The organism is Sphingomonas pokkalii, assembly GCF_003096275.1.
In the GTDB taxonomy this organism is placed as follows: Bacteria; Pseudomonadota; Alphaproteobacteria; order Sphingomonadales; family Sphingomonadaceae; genus Sphingomonas; species Sphingomonas pokkalii.
The window spans coordinates 2,405,863-2,418,939 of the sequence record NZ_QENQ01000001.1; the positions used below are offsets into that span (position 1 = coordinate 2,405,863).

Annotated in this window: 18 protein-coding genes; 13 read left to right on the forward strand and 5 right to left on the reverse strand. The window is 67.6% G+C overall.

Annotated elements, in window-relative coordinates:
- Positions 1-160: 160 nt before the first annotated feature.
- The 3 genes from DD559_RS10990 to DD559_RS11000 are packed head-to-tail and all read left to right on the forward strand — an operon-like array spanning position 161 to position 1,712.
- Positions 161-820 (forward strand): HAD-IA family hydrolase, encoded by a 660-nt coding sequence (locus tag DD559_RS10990; RefSeq protein ID WP_116469206.1) that lies wholly within the window; start codon positions 161-163, stop codon positions 818-820.
- Positions 817-1,038, forward strand: coding sequence for a hypothetical protein (locus DD559_RS10995; RefSeq protein WP_116469207.1), 222 nt, complete (start codon positions 817-819; stop codon positions 1,036-1,038). Before DD559_RS10990 ends, DD559_RS10995 begins: the two co-directional genes overlap by 4 nt.
- Complete coding sequence (locus tag DD559_RS11000; protein WP_116469208.1) at positions 1,035-1,712, forward strand: ATP12 family chaperone protein; 678 nt, start codon at positions 1,035-1,037, stop codon at positions 1,710-1,712. Before DD559_RS10995 ends, DD559_RS11000 begins: the two co-directional genes overlap by 4 nt.
- A gap of 6 nt (positions 1,713-1,718) precedes the next feature.
- Here the strand turns inward: DD559_RS11000 and gmk are convergent, their stop codons facing one another.
- The 3 genes from gmk to fumC are packed head-to-tail and all read right to left on the reverse strand — an operon-like array spanning position 1,719 to position 4,126.
- Positions 1,719-2,405, reverse strand: coding sequence for a guanylate kinase (gmk, locus tag DD559_RS11005; protein ID WP_116469209.1), 687 nt, complete (start codon positions 2,403-2,405; stop codon positions 1,719-1,721).
- A gap of 56 nt (positions 2,406-2,461) precedes the next feature.
- Positions 2,462-2,680, reverse strand: a complete 219-nt coding sequence (locus DD559_RS11010) for a hypothetical protein (RefSeq protein WP_116469210.1) — start codon at positions 2,678-2,680, stop codon at positions 2,462-2,464.
- 54 nt (positions 2,681-2,734) lie between these two features.
- Entirely contained in the window at positions 2,735-4,126 is a 1,392-nt protein-coding gene (gene fumC, locus DD559_RS11015; RefSeq protein ID WP_116469211.1) for a class II fumarate hydratase, read from the reverse strand.
- Between the two features lie 164 nt (positions 4,127-4,290).
- Between fumC and DD559_RS11020 the strand changes: the two genes are divergently transcribed.
- Complete coding sequence (locus tag DD559_RS11020) at positions 4,291-4,740, forward strand: hypothetical protein (RefSeq protein ID WP_165831076.1); 450 nt, start codon at positions 4,291-4,293, stop codon at positions 4,738-4,740.
- On the forward strand, positions 4,737-5,492 hold the full coding sequence (locus DD559_RS11025; RefSeq protein ID WP_116469213.1) for a TorF family putative porin: 756 nt from the start codon (positions 4,737-4,739) through the stop codon (positions 5,490-5,492). The genes DD559_RS11020 and DD559_RS11025 overlap by 4 nt, the downstream gene beginning before the upstream one ends.
- Before the next feature lie 47 nt (positions 5,493-5,539).
- Here DD559_RS11025 and DD559_RS11030 read toward each other — a convergent pair whose 3' ends face one another.
- Positions 5,540-6,031 (reverse strand): SspB family protein, encoded by a 492-nt coding sequence (locus DD559_RS11030; protein ID WP_116469214.1) that lies wholly within the window; start codon positions 6,029-6,031, stop codon positions 5,540-5,542.
- 72 nt (positions 6,032-6,103) lie between these two features.
- Here DD559_RS11030 and hisB point away from each other — a divergent pair, with 72 nt between their 5' ends.
- The 5 genes from hisB to hisF all read left to right on the forward strand — a co-directional run bounded on the left by hisB (position 6,104) and on the right by hisF (position 9,538).
- Positions 6,104-6,691: an imidazoleglycerol-phosphate dehydratase HisB gene (hisB, locus tag DD559_RS11035; RefSeq protein WP_116470859.1), complete on the forward strand. Its 588-nt coding sequence runs from the start codon at positions 6,104-6,106 to the stop codon at positions 6,689-6,691.
- Complete coding sequence (locus DD559_RS11040; protein WP_116469215.1) at positions 6,691-6,975, forward strand: YciI family protein; 285 nt, start codon at positions 6,691-6,693, stop codon at positions 6,973-6,975. The genes hisB and DD559_RS11040 overlap by 1 nt, the downstream gene beginning before the upstream one ends.
- On the forward strand, positions 6,972-7,574 hold the full coding sequence (gene hisH, locus DD559_RS11045; RefSeq protein ID WP_116469216.1) for an imidazole glycerol phosphate synthase subunit HisH: 603 nt from the start codon (positions 6,972-6,974) through the stop codon (positions 7,572-7,574). Before DD559_RS11040 ends, hisH begins: the two co-directional genes overlap by 4 nt.
- A gap of 205 nt (positions 7,575-7,779) precedes the next feature.
- The gene (gene hisA, locus DD559_RS11050) at positions 7,780-8,517 is read left to right on the forward strand and encodes a 1-(5-phosphoribosyl)-5-[(5-phosphoribosylamino)methylideneamino]imidazole-4-carboxamide isomerase (RefSeq protein ID WP_116469217.1); all 738 of its coding nucleotides are present in this window, start codon (positions 7,780-7,782) and stop codon (positions 8,515-8,517) included.
- 259 nt (positions 8,518-8,776) lie between these two features.
- Entirely contained in the window at positions 8,777-9,538 is a 762-nt protein-coding gene (gene hisF / locus DD559_RS11055; RefSeq protein ID WP_116469218.1) for an imidazole glycerol phosphate synthase subunit HisF, read from the forward strand.
- A 403-nt stretch (positions 9,539-9,941) separates the two neighbouring features.
- On the opposite strand, the gene DD559_RS11060 is transcribed toward hisF, so the two are convergent.
- Positions 9,942-10,343 carry a YbaN family protein gene (locus DD559_RS11060; protein ID WP_116470860.1) on the reverse strand — a complete coding sequence of 134 codons (402 nt, stop codon included), beginning with the start codon at positions 10,341-10,343 and terminating at the stop codon, positions 9,942-9,944.
- Positions 10,344-10,451: 108 nt separating this feature from the next.
- Between DD559_RS11060 and DD559_RS11065 the strand changes: the two genes are divergently transcribed.
- The 3 genes from DD559_RS11065 to DD559_RS11075 all read left to right on the forward strand — a co-directional run bounded on the left by DD559_RS11065 (position 10,452) and on the right by DD559_RS11075 (position 13,029).
- On the forward strand, positions 10,452-10,769 hold the full coding sequence (locus DD559_RS11065) for a phosphoribosyl-ATP diphosphatase (RefSeq protein ID WP_116469219.1): 318 nt from the start codon (positions 10,452-10,454) through the stop codon (positions 10,767-10,769).
- 184 nt (positions 10,770-10,953) lie between these two features.
- Positions 10,954-11,331, forward strand: coding sequence for a histidine triad nucleotide-binding protein (locus tag DD559_RS11070; protein WP_116470861.1), 378 nt, complete (start codon positions 10,954-10,956; stop codon positions 11,329-11,331).
- 129 nt (positions 11,332-11,460) lie between these two features.
- Positions 11,461-13,029 (forward strand): amino acid permease, encoded by a 1,569-nt coding sequence (locus DD559_RS11075; RefSeq protein WP_116469220.1) that lies wholly within the window; start codon positions 11,461-11,463, stop codon positions 13,027-13,029.
- The last annotated feature ends 48 nt before the right edge of the window (positions 13,030-13,077 follow it).

Sequence of the window (13,077 nt, forward strand, 5' to 3'; positions counted from 1 at the left end):
CTGCCCAAGATCCTCCCCTGCAAGGGGAGGTGGCAGCCCGCAGGGCTGACGGAGGGGTGTCGACGCTGATGGCGCGCGCCTCCGTCACCACCGGGGACACCCCTCCACCACCGCCTGCGGCGGCGGTCCCCCTCCCCCTCCGGGGGAGGATCGGGGTCGCATGAACCGCCTCGCCTTGTTCGATTGCGACGGTACCCTGGTCGACAGCCAGGCGAGCATCTGCCTCGCCATGGAGCATTGCTTCGCCGGCCAGAAGCTCGAGCCCCCGGCCCGCGATGCGATCCGCCGCATCGTCGGCCTGAGCCTGATCGAGGCAATCGCCCAACTGCTGCCGGAGGCGGAGGACGATCTCCACCGCCACCTCGCCGAGGAATATAAGCGCGCCTACTTCGCGCTGCGGACCTCCGGCCATATCGAGGACGAGCCGCTCTACGACGGCATCCTCGAGGCGGTCGAGACGCTCGACGCGAATGGCTGGCTGCTCGGCGTCGCCACCGGCAAGTCCGATCGCGGCCTGATCCGCGTGCTGGAGGCGCATGGGCTCCGCCACCGCTTCGTCACGCTGCAGACCGCCGACCGCCACCCCTCCAAGCCGCACCCGTCCATGATCGAAACCGCGATCGCCGAGGCAGGCGCGAGCCCGGAGACCACCGTGATGATCGGCGACACCAGCTTCGACATGGCGATGGCCGTCGCCGCCCGCGCGCACCCCTTGGGTGTTGCATGGGGCTACCACACCCCCCATGATCTGCACGCGGCCGGCGCGGTGCGGGTCGTGGAGCATGCGTCGGCGATTCCGGCGCATCTGGAGGCCCTGTGAACGAGGCAGACCGCGTAGCGCGCAACCGCTATTTCCTGATGATGGGCGCCAACTGCGCCGGCGTGGCCGGCGCCGTGCTGGCGCTGCTCATCTTGGGCCGCGCCAAGACCACCGAGCTGACCATGCTCGGCATCGCGCTGATGCTCGCCTCGTTCTGGGTCATGGCGGCAATCCCCAGGATGCTCGCCCGCCGCTGGAGGACACCCCCCGAAGCATGAAACGTTTCTGGAAGACCGTATCGATCGCCGACGGCGCGATCGAACTCGATGGCCGCGCCGTCCGCACCCCTGCCCGCGCCGCGCTGACGCTGCCGACGCCGCAGCTGGCCGAGGCGGTAGCGGAGGAATGGCGCAGCGTCGGCGAGGAACTCGATCCGCGCGCCATGCCGCTGACCGGTCTCGCCAACGCCGTGATCGATCAGGTCGCGCCGAACCCCGCCCCCTTCGCGGCGGACCTCGCCCGCTATGGCGAGAGCGACCTGCTCTGCTACCGCGCCGAGCTGCCCGAGCCGCTGGTCGAGCGCCAGGCCGCGCAATGGGACCCGCTGCTCGACTGGGCGCGTACCCGCTACGACGTGCATTTCGAAACTACCGCCGGGATCATGCACCGCCCCCAGCCGCCCGCGACGATCGCGCGCCTGCAGGAGGTGGTGGCGGCGCTCGATCCGTTCCGGCTGGCGGCACTGAGCCCGCTGGTGACGATCAGCGGCTCGCTGGTTGCCGCGCTGGCGCTGCTCGAAGGCGCCGCCGACCGCGAGACGGTGTGGCGCGCCGCCCAGCTCGACGAGGACTGGCAGGCCGAGCAATGGGGCGAGGATGACCTCGCCACCCGTGCCCGCGACGTCCGCCGCGCCGATTTCGACGCGGGGGCGCGGTTCCTCAGCCTGCTCTGAAGCGCCTCAAAGGACGTCCGAGGATTCCCCGGTCGGATCGCCGCGCTTCATCAGGCCGCGGATGAATCCGATCAGGCCGGTCTGGCGCGAGCGCTTGAGCCGCTCGGCCTTGAGGATGGTGTGAACCGCCTCGAAGCACTTGTCCGCATCGTCGTTGACCAGGACATAGTCATAGCCGTCCCAGTGGCTCACCTCGTTGGAGGCGCGGGCCATGCGGTGGGCGATCACTTCGGGCGTGTCGGTCTGGCGGCCTTCGAGGCGGCGATGCAGCTCCGCCATCGACGGCGGCAGGATGAACACGCGGACCACGTCGCCGCCCATCGTCTGGTGGAGCTGCTGCGCGCCCTGCCAGTCGATGTCGAACAGCATGTCGCGGCCGGTGGCGAGCACCGCATCCACCGGCCCCTTGGGGGTGCCGTAGCGATGCTTGAAGACGTGCGCCCATTCGATGAAATGGTGCTGCGAGACCATCTCGCGGAACCGCTCGACATCGACGAACGTATAGTCGACCCCGTTCACTTCGCCGGGGCGCGGCTCCCGCGTCGTTACCGAGACGGAGACGGCGAGATCGGGTTCGGCCGCGAGCAGCTTGCGGGCGATGGTCGACTTGCCCGCGCCCGAGGGCGAGGAAAGGACAAACAAAACCCCGCGGCGATGGAATCCATGCGGGTCGTTCTGGTGCGAATGGGCCATGCGGGCCTTTGGCGTAGCGGCACCCGGGCCGTCAAGCCCGAGTGCCGTTCGCCGCCCTACGCGCCGAGGCCCGTATCGGGACCGTGCTCGGTGGTCAGCTTGCGCTTGAGATAGGCGGCGCCCACCGCGCCCGCACCCAGCACGAATGCCGCCGGCACCACGCGCTTGGCGACTTCCCAGGTCGCGACACCGACCGCGGCACCCATGGCGCCGCCTTCGCCGTCGCGTCGGTCGATCTTGCTGCCGATCCAGCCTGCAATCAACTTGCCGATCATCGTCTTCTCCTTCGCCGCAACAACGGCGTTTCGGTCCCGCCGTTCCGCAGTCCTTCAACGGCCGATCATCGTCTCGGGGCGGACGAACGCGTCGAAGGTCTCCGCGTCGACCAGCCCGAGTGCCAGCCCCGATTCTTTTAGCGTAAGTCCCTTCTCATGCGCGTTCTTGGCGATTTTTGCGGCATTGTCGTAGCCGATCGCCGGGGCCAGCGCGGTGACCAGCATCAACGAGCGATCGACCAGTTCCTTGATCCGCGCCTCGTTCGCCACCGCGCCGTCCACCGCGCGCTCGGCGAAGTTGGTCATGCCGATCGCCATCAGCGTGACCGAGCGCAGGACGTTGGCGCCGATTAGCGGCTTGAACACGTTGAGCTCGAAATGGCCCTGCATGCCGCCCACGGTGACGGCGGTGTGGTTGCCGATCACCTGCGCCGCGACCATCGTCAGCGACTCGCTCTGCGTGGGATTGACCTTGCCCGGCATGATCGAACTGCCCGGCTCGTTCGCGGGCAGCTCCAGCTCGCCCAGCCCCGATCGCGGACCCGAGCCGAGCAAGCGGATGTCGTTGGCGATTTTGGTGAGCGAGACGGCCAGCGTGTTGCAGGCGCCGGAGAGGTTCACCAGTTGGTCCTTGGTCGCCAGCATCTCGAACTTGTTGGGCGCCGAGACGAACGGCAGGCCGGTGATCCTGGCGATCTCAGCCGCCACGTCGTCCGCATAGCCCGGCGGTGAATTGAGCCCGGTGCCCACCGCCGTCCCGCCCAGCGCCAGCTTGAAGATGTCGAGTTCGAGCACACTGTGAAACCGCGCCCGCGCCGATTCGAGCATCGCCGCATAGCCCGAGAATTCCTGGCCCAGCGTCAGCGGCGTCGCGTCCTGCAGATGGGTGCGGCCGATCTTGACGATGTGGTCCCAGTCGCGCGCCTTGCGATCGAGCGACGCGTGCAGCCGCTCCAGCGCCGGGAACAGGTCGAGCGTCACGGCGCGCGCCGCGGCGATGTGCAGCGCGGTCGGGAAGCTGTCGTTCGACGACTGCGCCATGTTGACATGGTCGTTGGGGTGGATCGGGCTCTTGCCGCCGCGATTTCCCGTGAGGATCTCGTTGGCGCGGCCGGCGATCACCTCGTTGACGTTCATGTTGGTCTGGGTGCCGCTGCCGGTCTGCCAGATCACCAGCGGGAACTGATCGTCGAGCTTGCCGTCGATCACTTCCTGCGCGACCTGGTCGATCACCTCGGCGATCTTGGGGTCGAGCCCGTGCTTGACGTTCACCCGCGCCGCCGCCTGCTTCACGATCGCCTGGGCATGGACGATGCCGATCGGCATCCGCTCCTCGGGCCCGAACGGAAAGTTCTGGATCGATCGCTGGGTCTGCGCGCCCCAATAGGCATCGGCTGGAACCTCGATCGCGCCAATCGAGTCGGTTTCGGTGCGCGTGGCCGTCACTGCATTTCTCCGCTTGTTTGCGCGCGATGTAGGCAGCCGCTGCCGCAAACCCAAGCACCGACTCACCGGCCAGAAACACTTGGTAACTTGCGTTTCCCGCAACCCAACGCGCAAAGAAATCGGGTCACCGGCGAAACAGCCGGGACAACCGCAGGAGAAGAGCCATGATCCCATTGATTTTGGGGATGCTGCTCGGCACCCCCACCACCGCGACCCCGACCGTGTCGGAGATCGCCCACAGCATCCGTATCGATCACGATGCCGGACCGGTGCACGCCGATTATCGGATGCGCATCGACGTCCGTCACGATCAAGTCGGCACCGCCGGTCCAGGCGGCCGCCCCTCCACCCTTCGCTGCCGATGGCAGGCGGATCTGCTGCTGGATCGCAGTGCCCGGCACAGCGCCGGCACCGTACTTCAGCGCAGCCTGCGCCGCGACGCGGTAGCCTCGGGCAGCCGTCCCGGCTGGTGCACCGCCAATCGCGATACCATTGCCCGCGACGTTGCGCGCGCGACGACGGACGTGCAGGGCGAGATCCGTGCCCTCGCGCAACAGGATGCCGATGGCCTCCGCGCGGAACTGGACCGATTAGGAAACGATAGGAACGGATGATCTTTGCTTTGCACTCGCGCCGTCGTTGGACGGCGGCGCTCTTTCTGCTCACCGCGCCGGCCGCGGCCCATGCCCAGTTGGTCCCCGATGTCTCGGGCGGTGTCGAACTTGCCACGGATGAAAGCCGCCGGGGCCTGAGCTGGAGCGAAAACCAGCTCAGCGCCTCCGGGGATGCGTCGGTCGGCATTCTCGGTTTCGATGCGTCCGTCCGCGTGGCGATGACGCGGGAATCGGCCCGCCACGCCGGCGCCGACACCGTGTTCGATCTGGAGGCGGGCCGTCGCTTCGGCATCGGCGCGCTCAATCTGCGCGGCTTCGTCACGGGCCATGTGTTCACCGGCGCGGCGCGGAACATGGACTATGTCGAACTGGGTGCTGACGGGAATTTCTCGTTCGGGCCGCTGCAGCTCAACGCCGGCGCGGCCTATGCCCCCGATCAGGGGCCGATCGGCGGCGACAACCTCTATCTCCATGCCGGCGCCCGGGTTGGTATTCCCAGCACCCCCTTCACCGTCCTCGGCTCGGTCGGTCGCACTACCGGCAGCAACGATGATGCGCGGTCGGCGCGGCTGCGACCGGCCGGGGACTATACCGATTGGCGGATCGGGGTGGAGCATTCCACCGGCGCACTCACGCTCGGCGTCGATTATATCGGCACCGATATCGACACCAATCGCGCGGCTGCCTCGCCCTATGCGGATCTCCGCCATTCGGGCAATCGTGTGCTGGGCCGCGCCCGCCTGTCGTTCTGATACCCGAAACAGGCTGGCGGCCCCGCCGCCGGTCTGCCTGCCGGGCTTTACTTCTTTCGCTTGAAATCCACCGACACGACGTTCGACCCGTCGTCCGCCGGCTTGGCGATCGGCCCGCCGTCATTTTCGGCATCGTCATGCTCGTGGGGCTCGGGGCCCTCGGGGCCTTCCTGCGCCTGGAAGCGCAGTTCGAAATTGACCGCCGGATCGTGGAACCCGGTGATCGCCGAAAACGGAATCGTCAGGATCGACGGCACCTGATTGAAGCTGAGGCCGACCGAGAACTTGTTCGCATCGACGGTCAGGTCCCAATAGCGATGCTGCAGGACGATCGTCATCTCGTCGGGAAAGCGCTCCATCAGCCGCTGGGGGATGTCCACCCCCGGCGCCTGCGTCTTGAACGTGATGTAGAAATGGTGCGCGCCGGGCAACCCGCCGGATTCGGCTACCGATCCAAGCACGCGACCGACAACGGCGCGCAGGGCTTCCTGCACGATCTCGTCGTACGGAATCAAACTATCGGGTACATTCCCTGTCATGCCCCTCTGGGTAGCGGCTGAAAAAATGGGGTCAAGATTGCATGCACCGCTAGCCGCGTTATGTGCAGCGACATGCGCACCGCGACGATCCGCCGGAAGACCAGCGAAACCTCGATCGACGTCACCGTCAACCTCGACGGCACCGGCGTCTACACCATCCATACGGGCATCGGATTCTTCGATCACATGCTCGAACAGCTCAGCCGCCACTCGCTGATCGACATGGACGTGAAAACGGTGGGCGACCTGCATATCGATCAGCACCACACGGTGGAGGATACCGGCCTCGCGATCGGCGAAGCCATTGCCAAGGCGCTCGGCGACAAGAAGGGCATCCGCCGCTATGCCGACGCGCTCTCGCCGATGGACGAGACGCTGACCCGCGTCGCGATCGACATTTCCGGCCGCCCCTATCTCGTGTGGAAAACCGAATTCTCGCAGAAGAAGCTCGGCGAGATGGATACCGAGATGTTCGAGCATTGGTTCCACAGCTTCGCACAGACCGCGGGACTGACGCTGCACGTCGAGACGCTGTACGGCAGCAACAACCACCATATCGCCGAAGCCGCGTTCAAGGGCCTGGCCCGTGCGCTGCGCGAGGCGGTGGAGATCGACCCGCGCAAAGCAGATGCCATCCCGTCGACCAAGGGAGTGCTGTGATGATCCTCGTGCTGCTGACCTACAAGGTGGACATCGCCCAGATCGACGCACTGCGCCCCGCGCATGTCGACTGGCTCAAGCAGGGCGTGGCGGATGGCCGCCTTCTGGTCGCCGGCCGCAAGTTGCCGGTGACCGGCGGCTTCTTCATGGCGCGCGGCACGCTCGAAGAGGTGCAGACCTGGGCCGCGGGCGATCCGTTCGCCACCGCCGGCGCCGCCGAATACGACTTTGTCGAAGTCGCCCCGAGCATCCTCGCGCCAGGGCTGGAGGCGCTTGGCCAGTGAGTGTCGCGCTGATCGATTACGGCGCGGGCAACCTCCACTCGGTGCACAATGCGCTGAAGGCGGCGGGTGCTGCCGACATCGCGGTAACGGCGGACCCGGCGGTGGTGCGCAGTGCCGACCGGGTGGTGCTGCCCGGCGTCGGTGCGTTCGGTGCCTGTGCCTCGGGCCTGCGCGCGCTGCCCGGCATGATCGAGGCGCTGGAGACGCGCGTACTGCGCGACGCGGTGCCGTTCCTCGGCGTGTGCGTCGGCATGCAGCTGCTCGCGACCACCGGGGAAGAACTGGGTAGCCATGCCGGGCTCGGCTGGATCCCCGGCACCGTCCGCCAGCTGCCCACCGGCCCCGATGTGCGCGTCCCGCACATGGGCTGGAACGACGTGGTCCCCACCGTCGACCACCCGCTGATCGAGCGCGGCGAGGCCTATTTCCTCCACAGCTTCGCCTTCGACGGCGAGGCGGTGCTCGCCACCACCGAACATGGCGGCCCGGTGACTGCCGCGATCGGCCGCGACAATATCGTCGGCCTGCAATTCCACCCGGAAAAGAGCCAGCGCTACGGCATCGCGCTGCTGGAGCGGTTCCTGGCGTGGAGGCCGTGAGAACCATTCCCCTCCTCCCCCTTGACGGGGGAGGATACCGTAGCTTGGCGCGTCAGCGCCTAGCGAAGGTTGGAGAGGGTGAGCGCGGCGTAGCCGCGCGCGCTTGCCCTGCAAGCGCTCCCCCTCTCCCGCTGCGACTAGGCTCGCTTCGCTCCCCAAGTCTCGCGGCCTCCCCCGCAAGGGGGGAGGCAGTTTGGAAAAAGCAATGACCCTGCACATCTTCCCCGCCATCGATCTCAAGGCCGGCCAGGTCGTTCGCCTCGCCGAAGGCGACATGGCGCGCGCCACCGTGTACGGCGACGACCCCGCCGCCCAGGCCGCGCTGTTTGCGGAGGCGGGCGCCGAGTGGCTGCACGTCGTCGACCTCGACGGCGCGTTCGCGGGCGAATCGGTCAACGGCCTCGCGGTCGCCAACATCCTGGCGAAGACGCCTGCCAAGGTGCAGCTCGGCGGCGGCATCCGGAACCACGAATCGATCCGCCGCTGGCTCGACATGGGCGTGACCCGCGTCGTGATCGGCACCGCTGCACTGGAAAACCCCGAGCTGGTCCGCGAAGCCGCCCGCGCGCATCCCGGCCAGATCGTGGTCGCGGTGGACGCCCGCGACGGCATGGTCGCGACGCATGGCTGGGCCGATGTGTCGGACGTGAGCGTGGTCGATCTCGCCCGCCGCTTCGAGGATGCCGGCGTCGCCGCACTCCTCTTCACCGATGTCGGCCGCGACGGGCTGCTCAAGGGGTGCAATGTCGAGGCGACGGTGGCGCTCGCCCGCGCCGTGTCGATCCCGGTGATCGCCAGCGGCGGCGTCACCGATATCCACGACATCCATGCGCTGCGCCAGCACGTGAGCGACGGCATCGAGGGCGTGATCTCGGGCCGCGCGCTCTATGATGGCCGGCTCGACCTCGCCGAGGCGATCGCAGCGGGCCGGGTGGACGCATGAGGTTCACGCGAAGGCGCGAAGGCGCGAAGAAGAGAGACTCGGTTCACGCGGAGGCGCGGAGACGCGGAGGGTTGGCGGCCCGCAGCGGCGACAGCCGCCAAACGCCTCCGTTCCGCGCGCTGAAGATGCTGGAGAACAGCGCCGCTGCCGCGGCAAATTTCTCTCTCCGCGTCTCCGCGCCTCCGCGTGAACCAAATCTTCTTCGTGCCTTCGCGCCTTCGCGTGACACCCAAAAGACCCCCGTCCCGGAGACCCGCGCATGACCGTCCGCGCCCGCGTCATCCCCTGCCTCGACGTGGCGAACGGCCGCGTGGTCAAGGGCGTCAACTTCGTCGAGCTGCGCGACGCCGGCGATCCGGTCGAACAGGCCCGCGCCTATGACGCGGCGGGCGCCGACGAGCTCTGCTTCCTCGACATCACCGCCAGCCACGAGGCGCGCGGCACGATCCTCGACGTGGTGCGCCGCACCGCCGAGGTGTGCTTCATGCCGCTCACCGTCGGCGGCGGGGTGCGCAGCGTCGAGGATGCCCGCGCGCTGCTGCTGGCGGGCGCGGACAAGGTCGCGGTCAACAGCGCGGCGGTGTCGCGGCCGGAAGTGGTCGCCGAGATCGCCGACCGCATGGGCAGCCAGTGCGTCGTTGCCTCGGTCGACGCGCGGCGAACCGGCGACGGGCGCTGGGAGGTGTTCACCCATGGCGGGCGCCGCGAAACCGGCATCGACGCGGTCGAACACGCGCTGCGCCTCGCCGAACTGGGCGCGGGCGAGCTGCTCGTCACCTCGATGGACCGCGACGGCACCCGCGACGGCTATGACCTCGACCTGATCCGCACGATCGCCGATCAGGTGACGGTGCCGGTGGTCGCCTCGGGCGGCGTCGGCGGGCTGGACGATCTGGTGGCGGGGATCCGCGACGGCCATGCCTCGGCGGTGCTGGCGGCGTCGATCTTCCACTTCGGCCACGCGACCATCGCCGAGGCGCATGCCGCGCTGGCAGCGGCGGGGATACCGGTTCGGGGGTAGGCAGTCGCCGCTATGCCGCTTAGAGTTTTGGGCGACAGGCAATTGCCTATGGCTGCAGGAGATCTAGGCTAAGGCAATGATTACGTTAGTGAGCCTCGTGCTACTGCCGGTACTAGCGTTCTGGGCAGGAATGCTATGCCGCAGACCTTTGAGGTGGATAATCTGGCCCTTAGCCATCGCAGCGCCGCTAACAATCTACACCGCTGAACTCGCCAGCTACCCGCCATCGATTCCAGGTTTCTGGGAGTGGTGGCTTGCTGGGCTGGTAATGCTCGGAATTCCCATCCTTCTCTCGACCGGTGCTTCAGGTGTCGCACTCATGGCCGGTAGCAGAATACGAGATCGTACCTCAGATTGAGAGTGCGGAAATGGATGCGTTTGTCTGGCCGACAGATGCTTCCTTCTACACCGCCGTCGGCCGGCTCAGCACATACCACGCGCACCCCAGCATCGCCGCCGCCACCCCGACCGCCAGCCAGGGCCCCGGCCGCGCGCCCCAGGCGAAAAGGCCGTAGCCGAGCGCCATGCCCGCACAGGCCATCGCCTTGCCCTTGCGCGGGATCGCGCCCTGTTCGCGCCAGGCGACCAGCGTCGGCCCGAATCGCGGATGGTCGAGCAGCCATGCCTCCAGCCGCGGCGAGGAGCGGGCGAAGCAGCCGGCGGCGAGGATCAGGAAGATCGTCGTCGGCATCAGCGGCAGCAGCGCGCCGATGAAGCCGAGGCCGACGAACACGAAGCCCAGCGCCAGCCACAAGGGTCGCGACAGCCGCCCCTGCCCTGCCCCCGATTCGCGTTCCTGCACCATCATCATCCTGCCCTGCTGCCGCGAATCGCTCGCAATCACCATAGGGGAAGCCCCGCAATCCCGCGCCCCAGGATTGACAGCGCCGCACGCCTCCCGCAGCCGGAGACCATGGCCGACCTTCTCGACACGCTCGAACAGACGATCCGCGACCGCCGCTCGGGCGATCCCGCCGCCAGCTATGTCGCCAAGCTCACCGCCCGCGGCCGCGCCAAGATCGCGCAGAAGCTGGGCGAGGAAGCCACCGAAGCGGTGATCGCCGCGATCCAGGACGATCGCGACGAGCTGGTGAAGGAATCGGCGGACCTGCTGTTCCACCTGCTCGTGCTGCTCGCCGATATGGGGCTCGGCCTCGACGACGTCCGCGCCGAGCTGGCGCGCCGCGAGGGCGTGTCCGGGATCGCCGAAAAAGCGGCGCGCGGGGCGTGAAATCGTAATCCTCCCCCGTCAGGGGGAGGTGGCAGGCGCAGCCTGACGAAGGGGGAGGACGCCCTGCCGCCAGTTGATCGCTGCCCTCCCCCTCCGTCGCGCGTCGCGCGCCACCTCCCCCTGACGGGGGAGGATTGGTGGCTGCCTAACCCTGCGATAAGGGATGGTGCTGAAGGAGCCACCAATGCCGATCGACCCGACCAAGCCCTATGACGACCAGAACATCTTCGCGAAGATCCTGCGCGGCGAGATCCCGGCGAAGACGGTCTATGAGGACGACCACGCCCTCGCCTTCCACGATATCGCGCCGCAAGCGCCGCACCATATCCTGGTGATCCCCAAGGGCGCCTATGTCAGCTGGGACGATTTCTCGGCCCGCGCGTCCGACGCCGAGATCGCCGGGTTCATCCGCGCCGTGGGCAAGGTCGCGCGCGAGGCGAGATTCGTCGAGCCCGGCTACCGCCTGCTCGCCAACACCGGCGTCCATGCCGGCCAGGAAGTGCCGCACCTGCACGTCCATATCTTCGCAGGGCAGCCGCTCGGGCCGATGCTCGCGCGGTAATTGCGTGCGCACGCAACATTGTTTCACATCCGTACGCGGTAAGGGATTGCGCGAGCCGCGTTTGGGGCTAGGCTCGCGCCTTTACCAATTGGGGGCGGCGCTACGCTCGCCGCATATGGGGATCAACCAATGATATTCGGGCGCGTAAAGCCTCTCGATGCCATTCTAGCCACAGCCGAAAAGAAATCGCTCCACCGCTCGCTGGGCGCCTTCCAGCTGACCATGCTCGGCGTCGGCGCCGTGATCGGCACCGGCATCTTCGTGCTCACCGCCGAAGCCGCGCAGAAGGCCGGGCCGGGCATGATGATCTCGTTCGTCATCGCCGGTCTGGTCTGCGCCTTCGCGGCGCTCTGCTATGCCGAGATGGCGGCGATGGTGCCGGTCTCGGGTTCGGCGTACACCTATAGCTACGCCGTGATGGGCGAGCTGGTCGCCTGGATGGTCGGCTGGGCGCTGATCCTCGAATATGCCGTGGCGGCAGGGGCCGTCTCCGTCGGCTGGTCCGGCTATGTGATCGGCCTGATCGAGCACACCTTCCATATCGACATACCGAACAGCCTGGTGCTCGGGCCGTTCGACGGCGGCCTGATCAACCTGCCGGCGATGGCGATCGCCGGCCTGGTGACCTGGCTGCTGGTGATCGGCACCAAGGAAAGCGCCACGATCAACGCGATCCTGGTGACGATCAAAGTCGCGGCACTCACCCTGTTCATCGTCCTGGCGATCCCGGTGATGAACAGCGAGCAATTCTCGCCCTTTGCGCCCACCGGCTTCGTCGGCATCTCGATGGCGGCGGCGTCGATCTTCTTCGCCTATGTCGGCTTCGACGCGGTCTCGACTGCTGCCGAGGAAACCAAGAACCCGCAGCGCAACATGCCGATCGGCCTGATCGGCTCGCTCGGCCTGTGCACCATCTTCTATATCCTCGTCGCTGCGGGCGTGATCGGCGCGCCGGGCCTCAGCACCCAGCCGGTCGTCGGCCCGACCGGCGCGACGCTCGACCCGGGCAGCGCCGAGCTGACCGCGCAATGCGCCGCGCGCGCCGCGCAGGGCTTCAAGGACGTGGTCTGCTCGAAGGAAGCGCTGGCCTTCACGCTGCGCGAAATCGGCTGGCCGCAGATCGGCAACCTGATCGGCCTCGCCGCCGGCCTCGCATTGCCCTCGGTCATCCTGATGATGATGTTCGGTCAGACCCGCATCTTCTTCGTGATGAGCCGCGACGGCCTGCTCCCCGCCGCCTTCTCGAAGATCCATCCCAAGTTCAACACGCCGCACGTCATCACCATCCTGACGGGCATCGCGGTGGCGCTGTTCGCGGCATTCTTCCCGGTGGGGCAGCTGGCCAACATCTCCAACTCGGGCACGCTGTTCGCCTTCGCCGCGGTATCGATCGCGGTGCTGGTGATCCGCCGCACCGATCCGGGCCGCCACCGGCCCTTCCGCACCCCCGCGGTGTGGGTGATGGCGCCGCTGTCGATCCTGGGCTGCCTCTACCTGTTCATCAGCCTCGACCATAAGAGCATCATCCTCTTTCTGATCTGGGCCGCGATCGGCCTGCTGGTCTATTTCGGCTACAGCCGCTCGCGCAGCCATGTCGGCCGCGGCATCATCGATGTCTCGGAAGCCGACCCGGACGCCCCGCCCCAGCCGGTGCCGCCGATCGGCAGCGCGCATACGCCGGGCTACAAGGACGCCTGATCCGCGGATCGCAGTCCACAAAAAGAAAGGGCCGGAGGAGCGATCCTC

Bases quoted from the DNA above. Each gene is read 5' to 3' on its own strand.
- DD559_RS11000 (WP_116469208.1), top strand. From the start codon at position 1,035: ATGAAACGTTTCTGGAAGACCGTATCGATCGCCGACGGCGCGATCGAA.
- gmk (WP_116469209.1), bottom strand. From the start codon at position 2,405: ATGGCCCATTCGCACCAGAACGACCCGCATGGATTCCATCGCCGCGGG.
- DD559_RS10990 (WP_116469206.1), top strand. From the start codon at position 161: ATGAACCGCCTCGCCTTGTTCGATTGCGACGGTACCCTGGTCGACAGC.
- hisF (WP_116469218.1), top strand. From the start codon at position 8,777: ATGACCGTCCGCGCCCGCGTCATCCCCTGCCTCGACGTGGCGAACGGC.
- DD559_RS11065 (WP_116469219.1), top strand. From the start codon at position 10,452: ATGGCCGACCTTCTCGACACGCTCGAACAGACGATCCGCGACCGCCGC.
- DD559_RS11010 (WP_116469210.1), bottom strand. From the start codon at position 2,680: ATGATCGGCAAGTTGATTGCAGGCTGGATCGGCAGCAAGATCGACCGA.
- DD559_RS11025 (WP_116469213.1), top strand. From the start codon at position 4,737: ATGATCTTTGCTTTGCACTCGCGCCGTCGTTGGACGGCGGCGCTCTTT.
- DD559_RS11030 (WP_116469214.1), bottom strand. From the start codon at position 6,031: ATGACAGGGAATGTACCCGATAGTTTGATTCCGTACGACGAGATCGTG.
- hisB (WP_116470859.1), top strand. From the start codon at position 6,104: ATGCGCACCGCGACGATCCGCCGGAAGACCAGCGAAACCTCGATCGAC.
- DD559_RS11070 (WP_116470861.1), top strand. From the start codon at position 10,954: ATGCCGATCGACCCGACCAAGCCCTATGACGACCAGAACATCTTCGCG.
- DD559_RS11060 (WP_116470860.1), bottom strand. From the start codon at position 10,343: ATGGTGCAGGAACGCGAATCGGGGGCAGGGCAGGGGCGGCTGTCGCGA.
- DD559_RS11020 (WP_165831076.1), top strand. From the start codon at position 4,291: ATGATCCCATTGATTTTGGGGATGCTGCTCGGCACCCCCACCACCGCG.
- DD559_RS11075 (WP_116469220.1), top strand. From the start codon at position 11,461: ATGATATTCGGGCGCGTAAAGCCTCTCGATGCCATTCTAGCCACAGCC.
- DD559_RS11040 (WP_116469215.1), top strand. From the start codon at position 6,691: ATGATCCTCGTGCTGCTGACCTACAAGGTGGACATCGCCCAGATCGAC.
- hisA (WP_116469217.1), top strand. From the start codon at position 7,780: ATGACCCTGCACATCTTCCCCGCCATCGATCTCAAGGCCGGCCAGGTC.